Origin of the sequence: Frigoribacterium sp. Leaf172, assembly GCF_001424285.1 — a bacterium.
In the GTDB taxonomy this organism is placed as follows: Bacteria; Actinomycetota; Actinomycetes; order Actinomycetales; family Microbacteriaceae; genus Frigoribacterium.
Window position 1 is genome coordinate 24,244 of sequence record NZ_LMPB01000002.1, and the last position, 15,768, is coordinate 40,011.

General features: G+C 63.8%; 12 protein-coding genes and 1 tRNA gene. 9 read left to right on the forward strand and 4 right to left on the reverse strand.

The window, feature by feature from the left end:
- The first annotated feature begins 318 nt into the window (after positions 1–318).
- From ASF89_RS06480 to ASF89_RS06495, 4 genes are all read left to right on the forward strand, one after another.
- A complete protein-coding gene (locus tag ASF89_RS06480; RefSeq protein WP_055798077.1) occupies positions 319–666 on the forward strand; it encodes a hypothetical protein in 348 nt (115 codons plus the stop codon).
- Positions 666–2,411 (forward strand): hypothetical protein, encoded by a 1,746-nt coding sequence (locus ASF89_RS06485; protein ID WP_055813224.1) that lies wholly within the window; start codon positions 666–668, stop codon positions 2,409–2,411. Before ASF89_RS06480 ends, ASF89_RS06485 begins: the two co-directional genes overlap by 1 nt.
- Positions 2,412–2,482: 71 nt before the next feature.
- On the forward strand, positions 2,483–2,938 hold the full coding sequence (locus ASF89_RS06490) for a hypothetical protein (RefSeq protein WP_055813227.1): 456 nt from the start codon (positions 2,483–2,485) through the stop codon (positions 2,936–2,938).
- A 160-nt stretch (positions 2,939–3,098) separates the two neighbouring features.
- A complete protein-coding gene (locus ASF89_RS06495) occupies positions 3,099–3,599 on the forward strand; it encodes a hypothetical protein (protein WP_369814554.1) in 501 nt (166 codons plus the stop codon).
- 19 nt (positions 3,600–3,618) lie between these two features.
- Here ASF89_RS06495 and ASF89_RS06500 read toward each other — a convergent pair whose 3' ends face one another.
- The 4 genes from ASF89_RS06500 to ASF89_RS06515 form a co-directional block, all read right to left on the reverse strand.
- Positions 3,619–4,497, reverse strand: coding sequence for an ABC transporter permease (locus ASF89_RS06500; RefSeq protein WP_055813231.1), 879 nt, complete (start codon positions 4,495–4,497; stop codon positions 3,619–3,621).
- Entirely contained in the window at positions 4,494–5,576 is a 1,083-nt protein-coding gene (locus ASF89_RS06505; RefSeq protein WP_055813232.1) for an aliphatic sulfonate ABC transporter substrate-binding protein, read from the reverse strand. The genes ASF89_RS06500 and ASF89_RS06505 overlap by 4 nt, the downstream gene beginning before the upstream one ends.
- Positions 5,573–6,511, reverse strand: a complete 939-nt coding sequence (locus ASF89_RS06510) for an ABC transporter ATP-binding protein (protein ID WP_082489847.1) — start codon at positions 6,509–6,511, stop codon at positions 5,573–5,575. The genes ASF89_RS06505 and ASF89_RS06510 overlap by 4 nt, the downstream gene beginning before the upstream one ends.
- A 70-nt stretch (positions 6,512–6,581) precedes the next feature.
- On the reverse strand, positions 6,582–7,511 hold the full coding sequence (locus ASF89_RS06515; protein WP_055813236.1) for an HNH endonuclease: 930 nt from the start codon (positions 7,509–7,511) through the stop codon (positions 6,582–6,584).
- A 162-nt stretch (positions 7,512–7,673) separates the two neighbouring features.
- Between ASF89_RS06515 and ASF89_RS06520 the strand changes: the two genes are divergently transcribed.
- From ASF89_RS06520 to ASF89_RS06535, 5 genes are all read left to right on the forward strand, one after another.
- A tRNA-Pro gene (locus tag ASF89_RS06520) sits at positions 7,674–7,750 on the forward strand.
- Between the two features lie 376 nt (positions 7,751–8,126).
- Positions 8,127–10,091: an N-6 DNA methylase gene (locus tag ASF89_RS06525; RefSeq protein WP_055814702.1), complete on the forward strand. Its 1,965-nt coding sequence runs from the start codon at positions 8,127–8,129 to the stop codon at positions 10,089–10,091.
- Positions 10,092–10,618: 527 nt separating this feature from the next.
- The gene (locus tag ASF89_RS15665; RefSeq protein ID WP_156463338.1) at positions 10,619–11,515 is read left to right on the forward strand and encodes a hypothetical protein; all 897 of its coding nucleotides are present in this window, start codon (positions 10,619–10,621) and stop codon (positions 11,513–11,515) included.
- Positions 11,516–12,035: 520 nt separating this feature from the next.
- On the forward strand, positions 12,036–12,185 hold the full coding sequence (locus ASF89_RS15670) for a hypothetical protein (RefSeq protein ID WP_156463339.1): 150 nt from the start codon (positions 12,036–12,038) through the stop codon (positions 12,183–12,185).
- Positions 12,186–13,489: 1,304 nt separating this feature from the next.
- Entirely contained in the window at positions 13,490–15,724 is a 2,235-nt protein-coding gene (locus ASF89_RS06535; RefSeq protein WP_055813240.1) for a DUF262 domain-containing protein, read from the forward strand.
- Positions 15,725–15,768: the final 44 nt, after the last annotated feature.

Below are 15,768 nucleotides of genomic sequence, written 5' to 3' on the forward strand. Positions count from 1 at the left end.
CCACCTTCTGGCGTCATGGGGTGGTGCGGGGTGTGCGGGCGGCCGGCTGCTCGCTTCGGCGCCACGTCGTCGACATACCGCCGCCTTCTCGTGTGGCGGCGTGTCGATTCGGTGGCGGAATGGGGGCGAGCGGCGGCTGCTCGGGGGGTGGAGGGACTCTCTCGCGCCTCCTGGGGGCGGTGTCGGTCTCGCTCCCTCCCCAGGGGCGACGGGGCGGCGACGCTCTGACCGGTGCTTCCCCGCCGAGCTTTCCCCTTGCTAGTGTGATGCGAATCACATGCGATATGGCTATGTCGCGGAGCGAGGGCGAGGGTGCGAGTGGCGGATCTCGAGGTCGACGAGTCGGAGATCGCGGCGGTGGCGTCGGCCGTGTCGGCGGTGCATGCCCGGGTGGGGCTGGACCGGGCGCTCACCCGGGGCTCGCTCGACGCGGTCGGCGCGGTGCGGGTGGCCGAGGTGCTCGACAGCGTCACCGAGCGGTTCGCGCGGCGGGTGGAGCTGCTGCGGGATGTCCTCGAGCGACTCGGCCGGTTCCCTGACGCGTTCGTGCACGAGGTGTCGCGTACCGAGGCGGGGCTCGTGAGCAGCCTGGCGGCGGACGGCGGCGCCGGGGCGGGCGGCCCGGAGAGTGCCGGTGGGGTCGCGACATCGTCCGGGCGTCGCTGATGGTCCGGGCTGGTATCGGCGGCGATGCGGGTGCCGGGTCGGTTGACGAGATCTCCCGCGCGGCTCGGGTCAGGTCGGAGACCGCGGACGATGCGGAGCGGGCGGCTTCCGAGCTGCACCGGGTCGCCGGGTGGGCGGAGTCGTCGTGGCGGGGGCGGTCCGGCCGGGAGTTCGCGTCGTCGGCCGCCGATGTCGCCGCGGAGTTCACCGCGCTCGCCGCCGGCCTCGAGCACCACGCGGCGACGCTGCGGACCTACGCGGCTGCGGTCGAACGCATCCAGAGCGAACAGCGGGTGCTGGAGGCGCGGCGGACTCGAGCGCGCACGTCGCTGCTGCTGGGGGAGGCGCGGGTCGAGGCGATCGCCCGGGAGGCGGCTGAGGTCGCGGCGGCCGATCCGACCGGTCTCGCGACCGAGGCCGACCACCGGGCCGGCGAGAGGTCGAGCTGCCAGCGACGGGTCGACGACGACCGGCGCGAGCTGCTGGTCGTCGACCTGGCCCATGATGAGCTGGCGATCGAACGGGCCGACGCCGATCGTCGGTGCATCGTCGGGCTGGGGGATCCGGTCGCCGTCGGCCGTCTGCCCGCCATCACCGAGTCAGCGGTGGCGACGAGGTCGCCCGAGCAGCTGCTGGCGCTGCTCGGCGGCTTGACGCGGACGGACCTGGCGGTGCTGCTGCGGGAGCACCCCGCGCTGCTGGACACGGCGTTCCGGGCGGACCCCGAGCGGGTGCGGGCGTGGTGGGACGAACTGGGTCGGAACGGGTCACCGGACGCCGACGGGCTGACCGCCGCGCAGGCCGCGTTGGTCGGGGGAGCTCCGGTGCTGATCGGGGCTCTCGACGGGCTGCCGCCGGCGGCCCGCGTGCTGGCCAACCGGCTGAACGCACGGGACAGGCGGGAGGAGATCGTGCGGCTGCTGACGTCGGGTGAGCGAGCCGGGGTGTCGTTCACTTCCGACGAGATCGCGGCGCTGAAGCGGGAGGACGCGTACCTCGCGGGTGCGCTGGCCGAACCGCCGGCCGTGCAGCTGTACCTCTTCGACCCCGTGGCCGATCGCATCATCGAGATGATCGGCGCCTTCGGCCCGGAGACGTCGATGATCATCACGTACGTGCCGGGGACGGGCACGACGATGGAGTCGTTCCACCGGGACCCCCGCGGTGTGCAGCAGGTGGGCGACTGGTTCGCGACGCGGGACACCCGGACGATCGTCTTCGTCGCGAAGGACGGCCGGTTCCCCGAGACGCTCCTCCAGGCGAACCTGCCGGTCGTGGCGGAGCCGACGGGCGAGCGCCTCGCCGGCTTCCAGGAGGGGCTCCGGCAGTCGTACGACCCCGGCGTCGTCACCGAGGTCGGGATGGGGCACAGCTGGGGTCTCGCGAACGTCACGTCGTCCGAGGTGGCGGGTGCTCGGTACGACCATGTGGTGTCCCTCGCCGGGGCGGGCATGCCGCCCGCCTGGCAGCCGCGTGAAGGGACGACGTACACGGACCACCGGTACCTCGACCTCCTGCAGGTCGCGCAGTGGTCCGGGAAGGTGTGGGACGGCAGGAACCCCGGCAACCACTGGGCCTTCGAGAGCGATGGACTCCTGCGGGGTCCGGATGACGGAGAACTGGCCGTGACGAGCTCTCTCGAACGCAAGGCGGAGATCCTCGCCGAGAATCACTCGCTCATCGCGCAGAGCAACGTCGACAATCTGCGGGCACTCCAACGCATCGAGCGGGTTGTGACGCGATGAGGCGGAGAGCCCTGCTGTCGGCTTCGCTTGCTCTCACCGTCGCACTGACCGTCGGCGGATGCTCAGCGGAAATGAAGACGGAGACGGAGAACGAGATGGAGATGTCGGAGCCGGCCTCGGGCATGGCCCTGGCGGAAGCCAAAGAACAGACTCAGGAGACGACCCTCGAGGTGGCCAAGGTCATTCCCCAGCCGCTGGTCGAGTCGGTGGTCCAGAACCCGAAGGGCAGCATCCTCACCTCGAGGGACGGCACGCATCATTGGGCCGGGCATCTGGACATCGCCTTCGTCGGGCCGATCGACGCCGTGCCGTACTTCGAGACGGCCGTCGACGACTGGGGAGGCCGGGCGGGATGGGGCGCCGAACGCGACGAGATGTCCGACGGGTCTCCGCAGCTGGTCATCACCGGCCCGGGCGGCTCCGTCTATCTCCTGTCGATGGCCCTGGACCGTCGGTCGGCGCACATCGCCACCCTGTCGGCCAGCGCGGACATCCAGCCGGGGGAGGTCCGAGGGCCGAACTACTGAGCCCCACCCGACCCCGAATCCGAGTCGTCGGCCGCGGGGCGGGCTCGGGTAGGGCAGCATGGTCTCTCGTGAGACGCGTGGACGAGGTGCGACCGTGACGGGCACGGGGCTGTGGCACCGCGCCTCCTCGGTGACCGGGGTCTCGGCTGCGGCCGACCGGGTGTGGCAGCGGCTGCAGCTCGACCGCTTCGCCGGCGGGCGGCACGCCGGATACGTCATCCACGAGGACATGCGCGAGCACCCGCGGACGGTCCGCAGCTTCGGGGGCATCCGCTGGCTGCTGTTCGGCGAGACCGTCGTCGGACTCACCGCCATCTTCATCGCCGCGGTGCTCGCCAGCCGCGGCGAGCACGTGCCGTGGGCCGTGTGGTTCCGTTCGACGGTCGTGCTGTTCATCACCGCGTCGCTCTACGTCTTCGCCTGGCGCGCGCAGCTCGGCTACTACTGGGCCTACGCGCGGCTGCGGCTCTTCAGCCGCATCTTCCCGATCGTCACCCTCATCGTCGCCACCATCCCCGGGCTCTACCCCGGCTGGATGGTCGTCGAGCAGATCGTCTTCTCGCTACTCATGATCGGCATCGGCGACCTGCTGACCAGCGACCACATGCGGGCCGCGTTCCCGAAGCCCGTGCGCGCGGCGGAGGCCGACCCGACGCGCTGAACGGGGTCGGGCGGCGCGGTCAGCGCCAGCGGCGGAGGGCGACGCGCTGCACGACGTTGAGCACGGTGTCGCTCAGCGTCCCGAGCAGCGCCAGCAGCAGGATCGCCAGGTAGATGCGGTCGACGCGTCCGTTCGACTGCGACTCGGTCAGCAGGAACCCGAGCCCCATCGACGACGCGATCAGCTCGGCCGCGACCAGGAACAACCAGGCCTGCGCCAGCGCCAACCGCAGCCCCGACACGAGCGACGGGATCACGGCCGGCAGCTGCACCCGCGTGAACAACGACACGCGCCGCAGCCCGTAGGCCCGCCCGGCCTCGACGAGGTGCGGGTCGACGTGCCGCAGCGACCCGGCGACGGTCGTGAAGACGGGGAACGCCGCCCCGATCGCGATCAGGGTCACCTTGGAGTCCTCGCCGATCCCGAGGTACAGGATCAGCAGCGGCACCCAGGCGAGCGACGGCACGGCGCGTACCGCGGCGATCGACGGCGCCAGCACGGCCTCGCCCACCCGCGACAGCCCGACGACGGCGCCGAGCACCAGCCCGATCAGCGAGCCGACGGCGAAGCCGATGAGCACCCGCTGCACCGAGATCGCGACGTACTGCCCGAGCTGGCCGGTCTCGGCGAGCTGCACGCCGGCCGTCCAGACGTCGAGGGGCGAGGGCACGCGGTAGCTGGGCACGCCTCCGACGCCGGTGGCGAGGAGCCAGGCGGCGAGCACGGCCGCCGGGACCAGCGCCCCGAGCAGTGCCAGGGGGAGGCGTCGGCGACGCGGGGTGCCCGGGGAGGTGCGCCGCGCCTCCTCGGCTCCCGCTGCGGTCGGAAGGACGGACGCGTCGCGGACGGCCTGACGGGCGTCGGCTTCGCGGGTGCTGCCGGTGACGAGGTCGGTCACGACGGGTCGGCCTCCTCGGCGAAGGTGGGCTCGAAGAGCGAGTCGAGGGCGGTGTCGACGTCATCCTGCGAGGGGACGGCTCCGGTCTCGACGAGCACGGGGGCGACGATCTCGAGCACGGCCTGCTGGTCGGCTCCGGGCACGGGGTCGACGTCGAAGTGGGTGCGGTCGAGCACGGTGGTGGCGACGGAGGGGTCGATGGCGGCGACCTCGGCGAGGATGCTCGCGGTCTCGTCGGGGTTGTCCTCCGCCCAGGCGCGGGCCTTCTCGTAGGCGTTCACGACGACCTGGGCGACGTCGGGCGACTCGTCGATGAACGACTCGGTCGCGTTGAGGAACCCGTACGAGTTGAAGTCGACGTTGCGGTAGATCAGCTTCGTGCCGGACTCGGCCTCGCTGGCGGCCATGATCGGGTCGAGCCCGGACCAGGCGTCGACGCTGCCGTTCTCGAGGGCGGCGCGTCCGTCGGCGTGCTGGAGGTTCTCGATGGTGACGTCGGACTGGCTGAGCCCGGCCTCGTCGAGCGCCTGCAGCAGGAAGAAGTAGGGGTCGGTGCCCGTGGTCGCGGCGATGGTCTTGCCCTCGAGGTCGGCCACGTCGGTGATGTCGCTGCCCTCGGGCACGACGAGCGCCGACCACTCGGGCTGCGAGTAGATGTCGATGGTCTGGATCGGCGAGCCGTTCGAGCGGGCGAGCAGAGCGGCCGACCCGGCGGTGGAGCCGACGTCGACGGCCCCGGCGCGCAGCAGCTCGTTGGCCTTGTTGCTGCCCGCCGACTGGGTCCAGGTGACCTCGACGTCGTCACCCAGCGCCTCCTCGATGAAGCCCTGGTCTCTGACGATCAGGCTGAGGGGGTTGTAGGTCGCGAAGTCGATGTTCAGGGTGTCGGTGGACCAGTCGCTGGTGCTGCTGCTGCCGGCGGCTGCGTCGTCGGAGCCCGTTCCCGCGCCGGCCGCGTTGCCCTGGGCGTCCTCGCCGGCGACGCAGCCGGTGAGGGTGAGCGCGGTCGCGGCGGTCAGGGCGAGGGCGCCGGCCCAGGAGGTGCGGGTGCGGCGGGTGGGGGAGGTGCGGTTCGTCATCGGGTCGTCTCCGTGCTGTCGGGGGCGGTGCGGTGGGGGGTGCTGGTGGCGGTCAGGGTGGTGGTGACGGTGGTGGCCGCGCTGGAGCGGAAGACGCCGAGCTCGGCGAGCAGCTCGTGGCGCAGGTCGGCGAGGGCGGGGTCGTCGCGGTCGCGGCGGCCGAGGCCGGCGCCGGGGACGTCGACGATGCGGCGGATGCTGCTGCGGGGGGCGGTGTCGGGGGCCGGCACCGCGCCTCCTCGGCTCGGGTCTGCGTGGGCGTCGGTCGCGGCGAGGTCGTCGAGGAGGACGATGCGGTCGGCGAGGTAGAGGGCCTCGTCGACGTCGTGCGTGACGAGGACGACGGTGGTGGGCAGGGCATCGTGCACGTCGAGCAGCAGGTCCTGCATGCGGAGGCGGGTGAGGGCGTCGAGGGCGCCGAACGGCTCGTCGAGCAGCAGGATGGTCGGCTCGCGGGCGAGGGCGCGGGCGAGAGAGGTGCGCTGGGCCATGCCTCCGGAGACCTGGCGGGGGCGGTGGCCGGCGACTCCGCCGAGCTGGACGAGGTCGAGCAGTTCGGTGACGCGGGCGCGGTTCTGCTCCTTCGTGGGCTTGCTGCCGTCGGCGGTGCGCTTCGGGAGGCCGAGGGCGACGTTGTCGCGGAGGGTGCGCCAGGGGAGGAGGCGCGGCTCCTGGAAGGCGATGGCGCAGCGCTGGTCGGCGGGTCGGCTGGGGGAGTCGTCGATGACGACGGTGCCGCTGTCGGGCTCGTCGAGGCCGCCGATCTGGCGCAGCAGCGTCGACTTGCCGCAGCCGCTCGGCCCGAGCACCGCGACGATCTCGCCGGCCGCGACCTCGAGGTCGACCCCGCGCAACACGTCGCGCGCGAACCGTCGGCCGACACCGCGGACCGAGATCGGCAGGGCGCGGGAGGCGATGGTCGCGGTGGTGGGCATGACCTGACGGTAGGTGCGGGGCGGTGTTCCGCGCGCGGGGGCTGTAACCCGGCGCAACACTCGGGGCTGGTCAGGCCCAGGTGGCGAAGGCGGCCTTGGCGGCGTCGGTGCGGTAGAAGCGGCTCAGTGCCTTGGAGGACGGCTTCGCCGGCAGGTGGGTCAGGTCGTCGTGGGTGACCTGCAGGAGGGACTTCGAGACGCCCGGTGCGTAGGTGATGCTGCTGCCGTCGGGGGCGATGCGGAGGAGGAAGGCGTCGAAGGCGGTGTGGTGGTTGAGGCAGAGGGGGAGGCCGTTCAGGGCGTCGTCCGCGCCGCCGATGCTCTTCGGGATGAGGTGGGCGCCCTGGATGAGGCGAGGGGTGGTGATGTCGCACAGCGCGCACTTCTCGCCGTACCGCCTCAGGACATCGGTCTTGAAGCGGCGCTGCTGGGTGCGCTGCTGGACGAGGCGGAGGGTCTGCTCGGGGAGGCCGCCGAAGAGGGCTGCGTCGTCGTCGGTGGCGGGGAGCTCGTCGGGGGTCGCGAGAGGGAGGATCGACTCGACGAAGGTGACGAAGAACATGGCCTCGTCGTCTCTGTAGGCGTCGACGTAGCCGAGACGGACGTCGGTGCGGGACTTCTGGAGGCGGTTGGGGCTGGTGATGAACAGGGGGAGGCCCAGGCCCTGGGCGCGTTTGACGGAGGCGATCTCGTTGCGGTCGAAGCTGGGGTGCCGTTCAGTGCTGGGGTAGTGGTAGTCCAGCTGGTCGTCGGTCGCGTTGTCGGCGTAGGTCTTGTCGGTCAGCTTCAGGGTGAGTGCGACGCGGCCCGGGCCGCCGGTGTTCCAGCTGCCCTCCCCGTCGAAGAAGATGCCGGCCTGCCCGGCGTAGAGGCGCATGTCGCGGATGGTCGAGGGGGCGAGGCCTTCGGCGGTGCCTGTCTCGGTGAGGGTGCTCCACAGCTCGAGGCGTCGCCGGTGCTCGCCCTGCGTCCACGCCGTGATCCCCACGAAGAAGATCATGTCTCATGTATGCCAGATCTGAGTACTTGCCACACCCGGCCGGTCTCGGGGAGGGCTGGCGCGGCCCAAGGTGGACGCAGGACGCCGTGAGATCCGCTATGCTCGTTGAGTTGCCTCGGTCGGGGCAACACCAAGGATTCGGTTGCAGTGCAACGGTTTTCTCGGGCTGTGGCGCAGCTTGGTAGCGCACTTGACTGGGGGTCAAGGGGTCGCAGGTTCAAATCCTGTCAGCCCGACCAATTGAAATACGTTCTGCCGGGGAATCCGGGCTTGATTCCTCTTATGGACATTCTCGACACATCCCTACGAGCGCCTTCGCTAAAATTGCTGCATGGCTGCGTTGAGTGATACTCAAAGGCACGAATTGGTGCACCACAGCATTGATAACGATGAGACACGATTAGCTCAATGCTAAATCCAAGGATCAGAGCTAGCCTTACTCTGGTTCTCGCAAAACGCACAAATTTCACAAATGCGGGTAGCTGCTGAGCTCGTAAGGTTAGTTCTCGCGTCTTCCAGTAGCATTTATCCGCATCAAGACGCGCCTGGTCTCTCACGCAAGTTCTCTGCTGCAAGCCGGGCGCGTTGGTCACTAGGTATTCAAGGAGATAGACGATGGCTTTGATCCAAGACGACAATGTTAGCAAGTCATTTATTGTCCCACCAGGTAAAATTCTTGATTTTATCGATGGATCGATTCGCAGCGACACGCCTGAAGAATATGTTCGGCAGGAAATTTTGAAGTCTCTTGTCCGAGAGTATAAGTATCGAAAACAAAACATCGCCGTCGAGTGGCCACTGAAAATCGGCAGCAAGCGGGTCCGTGCTGATATTGCTATATTCCCAGACGGAATCGACTTTGATCACAGATCTCAATCCAATGTATCGCTTATTATTGAGTGTAAAAAATCGGGAACGAGTCCAAACTCAAAAACCGACGGAATAGAGCAGCTTGTAAGCTATATGTCCGCCTGTTCCAATGCTCATATTGGTATGTGGACTAACGGGACTGACCTGGCCGCGTACAGAATGGTGACAAAGGACGGACTTCGGATCCCCGACGAAATTCCAGACATACCTCATTTTGGGGACGTGTCTGAATCGGATCGTCCAGAGTTCAATCAGCTGCGACCAGCTGCCTCGGATTCTCTCTTATTTGCGTTTCGGCGAGCCCATGATTACATCTCGGGTAATCAAGGTATGCAAAAGCCAGAGGCCTTCTGGGAGCTGCTCAAGCTAATTTTCTGCAAGATACATGATGAACGCGAATCCGCACGTCCTGAGTTTTACGCTTCACCTCTGGAGAGGACAACAGCCGCTGGTTTGATTCGTATCAACAAGCGGATTGGAACACTATTTTCAGCTGTCAAAGCCACTTATCCACAGATATTTAAGGCCGCAGAGGAAATTGAACTACAGCCCAACATTCTCGCCTACATCGTAACTCAGTTGCAAATGTTCTCGCTCTTGTCGTCCGACGTAGACGTGAAGGGAAAAGCTTATGAAGAAGTCGTAGGCTCTAACCTTCGAGGCGACCGGGGAGAATTCTTCACGCCCAGAAACGTGTGCAGGATGATGGTTGAGATGATTGATCCCGACGAGAGGGATCTTATCCTGGATCCCGCTTGCGGTACAGGCGGATTTCTAATATCTGCGATGAACTACGTTGTTGAAGGCGTCAAAAGCGAAGTCAGGCACTCGGGCCGGTCGGACACGTCAAGGGACGACGCCATTCAGAGCCGAGTGCAGCGGTTTTTGCGTACTAATCTTATTGGTCTTGACTTCAATCCCAACCTCGTTCGGGCGACCAAAATGAACATGGTCATGAATAATGATGGTTCAGGTGGTCTATTTCAGGCAAACTCGCTGGCGCCGGCGGCTACATGGACCGAAGGACTGCGAGACCGAGAGCTCATAGGTAATGTCGATGTTATTATTACTAATCCACCTTTCGGATCAAAAATACCAATAGACGATCCCACTATCTTATCTCAGTATGAGCTAGGTCATGCGTGGACTTATGTCGACCGCGACGACCTGTGGGTACGCAAGGATGAAACTACGACCCGCCCGCCCGAGATTCTTTTTATTGAACGATGCGTGAAATTCCTTAAGCCGGGTTCTGGTGTCGCAGCCATGGTTCTACCCGATGGCATTCTTGGTAGCCCTGGCCTCGGTTTTGTTCGACAGTGGTTGCTGGAAAACACGATCATCTTGGCTTCGATTGATCTTCACCCGGATACTTTCCAGCCTGGTACTAGCGTTCAAACGTCTGTTCTTATTGTTCGACGGAAATCTCCTGAACAGTTGAGCATCGAAGCGGCGGCTGGACTGCAATCCGACTATGACATTTTTATGGCTATCTGCGATCACATAGGACATGATAAAAGAGGAAATACCGTTTATGTCCGTGATGAAGATGGTTATGAAGTGGTGGCCGAGGTGGAGGAAGCCGTAACCGCGAATGTCATGGGCCCTGACATTCCCGAAATGCACCGTGCACAAGAACGTGTCCCTGACGATAATACGTTGATGATTGCTAAAGCGTTTAGGGAATGGATGAGCCTGAAGGAGGAATAGTGAAGCATGTAAATGAATCCGAGACGCAAGGTTTTCCTTGGGGGCCAGTCAGGGCGCAACTCGCTGTGGGCGGTGACAGGCGACTTGAGGCACGATCCTATTTGACGGACGGTTTCGGCCTGCGTAATAGGATTGCTGGCTCATCGCACGAGACTAGAGCTGTTCGCGACATCGCTGAAGTATGGCTGCCTGGGCGACTTAAGTCTTACGTTGTCCCGCCTATGATGGGGCTGCCATACTTATCTGCCGGGCAAGTACTTGAAGAAAAGCCCCGCGTCCGAAAGTATATTGCTCGCTCAATGATAAGAAATCCTGAAGCACTACGTGTTCAGTCTGATTATTTGCTACTCACGCGCTCCGGTGAGGTCGGTCGCCTAACTGCTGTTTATGACGAACATTTGGGTCGAATCCTTACGGATGATATGTTGCGCATCCGTGCCCGCCAAGCCGAAAATTACGGATGGCTATATGCATATATGCGAACGCTGACATTCAAGGCAATGGCCCGAACAGCCCAGTATGGCCACATGATCAAGCATCTCGAGTCCGCGCACGTTGAGAACATGCCTGTTCCATGGCCGAATAGGGACGTTCGGGACAGCATCGGGCTGGATGCTACCCGTGCGATTGCTCTGCGCAGATCTGCCCGAAAGGTGCAACAGCGGGCGGATGATTTGTACGAGAGTGCCATCGGCTCTCTAGAGTCGCTCGATGATCCTGTCGTTAGCACAGTTCGTGCAAGCGTTCTTGCAGTTGGACGCAGGCGGCTTGACGCTCAGCATCATCGTGGCGATGTCGAAGGCTTGCGAACCCTCATATCCTCGTCGGCTACGCGGGGTGTAGTCGCGCTTAAAGATATTGCAGACGTATCGCTCGGGAATCGCTTCAAGCGGTTCTTTAGTGAGGGAGAGGCTGGTACACCTTACCGAAGCGCCGGCGAGCTCTTTGATGTGAACCCTCCTGTGACAAAACGTATATTTTCAGCATTGCTTGAAAAACCTGACAGTTATATGCTCGACGAGGGTTGGATAGTGATGGCTTGTTCAGGTCAAACATATGGTCTACTTGGGCGAACTAAATTGTTGTCAAGTGCCCATCGAGGCATTTTTGGAAGTCATGACCTTATTCGGATTATCGCTGATGAGGATCTTATTCGTCCCGGCTATCTTCAAACTGTGCTGAATCATGAGCGTTTAGGGCGACCTCTAGCTGTGAGTCATGCTTACGGGACATCGATTCCCCACCTTGACCCAGTCGATATTCGAACATTACCCATACCGCGTTTTGCACCTGATGTTGAGAATGAAATTGCTTCTCTGACTGAGCGATCCGTAACTCTGAATATGGAAGCTGATGAACTGGAATCCATGGCTACCGACCGGGCAGAGGCTATTGTTGCGGAGTATCTCGCAAATCCTCGTTGATCGAGTGACCGCTTGCTTAATCGATCCGGTCGTCTTCGCGCCACCCGGAGCAAGCCAGTGCTCTTCGTTGGCAGGCCGTCGGAAGCTCTTCCGGCACCCCTGCGTTTCGAAGCAGCTCGTCTGCAAGCTGAGCAGGGTGGCCAACGTGAACCACCGGTCTCGTCCTGAGTGGCCGCCAGGTCCGAAGATTGCAGATGCGTCGATGCGATCGGCACCAGATGGCGCGGTTCCTGCGGTGATATTAAAGTGGGTCAACTTTTCGAGTCTCGGGTCACAAGCTAAGCTCCCAAGACGAGTCGATCGATTCAACCCACGACGACCCTCTGGTCGCCCTGCGAACCTTCGACGCCAAAGTTGCCGCCAGGAGCGGGCGCCTGTAGCGGATCCAGCGCGAAATTGCGGTCATCACGCGGCAGGCGCCAGGACTCTCTTACCCGCAGGATTCTCCGATACGTGGCGCGACCTGAGCTCTGCGTATCAGTCGTTGCTGCTCATGTCGCACGTTTTCGACACCGAGGCGATGAGCGACCTCCGTCAGATGTTCGTCGACAGCCCCCGCACCGCCGCCGACATCGCCCTCGACCAACTCTCCGACGACAACGACAGTGACCTCGCCACCGCCACGGCCGCCGCCTCGGCGAACAGTACAAACCCGTCCTCTCGGCCTTGATTGCGAAGTACCTTTAGTTGCACGACCCTGGGTCTCGCTCGTTGGGAGTGCCTGCTCGACCCAGACGACCGTCACCGACTCAATCAGCGAGCTCTACAGCGGTGACCCACGCTAGTCACGACACCGCGCCGGCCTGGTGAGCCACAGGTGCGACCGACGCCCTGGCCGCCCTCGAGGCAGCGTTGCCTCCGGAGGGGGAGTGGGGTGCGTGTTCGCAGGTGGGGCGGGTTCTTGTCATCGGCGGCGGGTCAGCGTAGACCCGCCGCGAATAAGACTTACGCCGCACCCGCAGGCTTGGCCCATGGACAGACCGTTAGGGGCGCTCGTCTCCTTTAGCGACACCAATCAACGGAGATCACCAGGTCCATCACACTTACTGCTTCATCCATCACGTCTAGCGCTTCGCCTGTTGGGTCCGGCGGCTCGGGTGCCTCGCCTGGAGGCCGTTCGGCTGGTTCCAGGAGCTGGTAGGTCAGGTGTCCGAGATCGTGCAGCCGCTCGTGATCATGATGGCCAGGGCGGTGCCGTTCATCGAGGGGGAGAGGTCGGCCGTGCTGGGTGTGGCCGACAGGATGAAGCAGGCGGTGGCGGGGGCTCGCAGGCATCGTCGGGAACCTGCTGTGTGTAACGGTTGTGATATGCGTCGGATCGCGGGTGGGGGCGTCGGGAGTCGCAGGAGAAGGGGGCGTCTGGGATGGGAACGTCCGGTTAGGTTGGGCGTCAGGTTCGGGCTGTTGGTCGGGCTCGGCTGGTACGCCTCACTCGGCCGGTGCGTCGGATACGGCGACGGTCGTGGCGCCTAAGACATTTGCGGTGCCGGCTAGTGAGTTTCGGAGTCCCAGGAGCGAGCTTCCTCGAGTCGCACGCCCTCTCCACCATGTTCATCGCCGCCACTCTCGTCGGTCATTGAGCCCTCAAGAATCGAATGATGCTTTGGCAGGCCGTCGCGATCGTCATCTGGACTACGGTGCTGAAGATCCTGGCCGCGGTAATGGTGATCGTCCTGGGGTCGTAATTCCGCTTGCCACAGGAGTTGTCACGTGAGTTGCGAGTACCTGGCAAGGCGATCCGTCGCTATCTTCGCGCTCAGCACCCTGAGGGTCACTCGGACTACGAACGATGGCGCCCGCCGAGGGTCGGAACGGTCGCGGCGCGCTGCGAAGATACCGTTGGTGATCCTGAACATCAGCCGCCCTGTGTAGGTTCAGCTAAAGGCTTTCTCGGGCCATGCCGTCCGGAGAGCCGATGACGCTCGATCCACTCACCAAGGAATATGCACTCATGGCTATGAACGAGAACAGCGCATGAAGCCCGAGAAGGTCAGCCCGCGAGAGGTCTTCTATCAGCCATCGCGAATGGTGGTGCCTCTTTTCCAGCGCCCATACGTCTGGTCCAGGGAGCGGCAATGGCAGCCCCTGTGGGAGGACATTGCACGGCTCGCCGATGTCCTGGCCACGAAGAATCCGGCCGCAACGCACTTCCTCGGCGCTTTCGTGGTCCAGCAGCTCCCTTCCACGCTCGGCACCATGCAGGAGTGGAGTGTTATCGACGGGCAGCAGCGACTCACGACGCTGCAGATCCTCCTCGACTCGCTTCATTCGCAGCTTCACTCGCGCGGTTTGACGATGCTCGCGGCACAGGTCGAGCCACTCATCGTCAATCCGGCCGCCTTCCTCAAGAAGCCTGAGGACCGCTACAAAGTCTGGCCGACGAATCTCGACCGCGCGGGGTTCCAATCGGTCATGACTGCCCCTGCTCCGGTTGACTACTCAAGCGTCGTGCCATCGCGGCTCGCTGAGGCGCATCAGTACTTCAGCGATGTCATCGGCGCATGGCTCGACAACGCCGACGAACTCGAAATCAGCGCGAAGCTGCTCGTTGATGCCGTGTCCGGTCAACTTGAGATCGTGAGCATTCGCCTCGACGCGACAGAGGACGCGCAGGCCATCTTTGAGACGCTGAATGCACGGGGGGAGCCGCTGAGCGCCGCGGACCTCATTAAGAACTTCATATTCCAAAATCACGCCGGCACCGAAGCGGAAGTCGAAGTCGCGTACCTTGGCAACTGGGCTGAACTCGAGACCCCGTGGTGGGTAGCACCGGTCACTGCCGGACGCATCTCACACCCGCGGGCCTCCTGGTTCCTCTGGCACTGGCTGCGCGCCCGTTTGCTCGAAGACTTCCCCATCCGAGAACTATTCACGCAATTCAAGGGCTACATAACCGACAAGCGGCCCGACCTGTCCGGTTTGCTACCCGAGATCAAGTCTGCCGCGGACCGTTATCGGTTTGTCATCGAGGGGGCGCAGGCGGTGAACGGTCCGTTGACCCGGGCGCAATGGTTCACTTACCGCGTGGGCACTCTCGATTCCGAGGTCGTGCGACCGCTGCTGATCTGGCTCGATGAAGAGCCGCAGTCCGATGTTCCGGAGAAAGACAAGAACCAAATTCTCAAGTACCTCGAGAGTTGGTTCGTCCGCCGCGCGATTGTGAAAGCGCCCTCTCAGGGTACTAACCGATTCATGCTCGACCTCATCGTCCACCTCAGCAAGCAGTCGCATGATCGTCTACCCGATGAAGTCGAGTCCTACCTCACTTCGAACAAGACGCCCGTCGGATATTGGCCGGACGATGCGGAAGTCACGTCGGCTCTGGAGGACTCGTCCGCGTACAACAAATATCTCAGGGCTCGACTTCGAATGATCCTTGAAGCGCTCGAAGACCACCGCCGTGGTTACCCTGATTGGAATGCGCTCGGTATGGGGCCCATCGCGCGCGGCGTCGGTACGGTCGAGCACTTCCTCCCTCAGAAATGGCGTGCACACTGGCCGTCTTCGTGGGCGCCCGATGAAGCCGAAACAAGGGCGGCATCACGTGACCGCACCCTGCACGAACTCGGCAACCTCACCTTGGTTACCCAGAAATTGAATTCGAAGGTGTCGAACGGCTCCTGGGCGACGAAAGTAGAACACTTTCAGCACGTCAACGACGTTATCCTCACGAACGACGTCATTCAATCCGCCCCGACCTATTGGGATGAGACAGCGATCAAGGCGCGCACGGCGAGGCTTGCGGCATCGATCCTCAACGTCTGGCCAGCCCCAGCCGGACATCTTGGACTTGCGATGCAGCCGGGGTCGCATGAGGGCTCGGGAGTGGTCGACCTTGCTCTACTGGTCTCGGAGGGGCTCATTCAGCCGGGAACCGTGCTTGTCGCGCGTCCCGCTGTCCTGCACGGTGCAACCGCCGCGGTGGGGATCGACGGGCGCGTGTTTGTCAGCGACGTCGCTTACGACACGCCATCTGCTGCCGGAGTGGCTGCCAACTCGGCCGGCTTGTATCGGGGCGGTATCAATGGTTGGCGATTCTGGAAGATCCAAGGGTCTGTGAAGTCGCTCTGGGACGTTCGCAACGAATACCGCGCGAGTCTTGGCGAAGATGTCGGAGGAGATGAGCTCGGCGAGGAAGCCCAAAACTCTGAGCAGATCGAGGCCGAACTGGTCGCCGCGGAGAGCACGGACGAAATTGACGACGAATAGGTAAGCAAGCTTCTGACTTCTCGCAGGCACTTCGGACGCGCTGA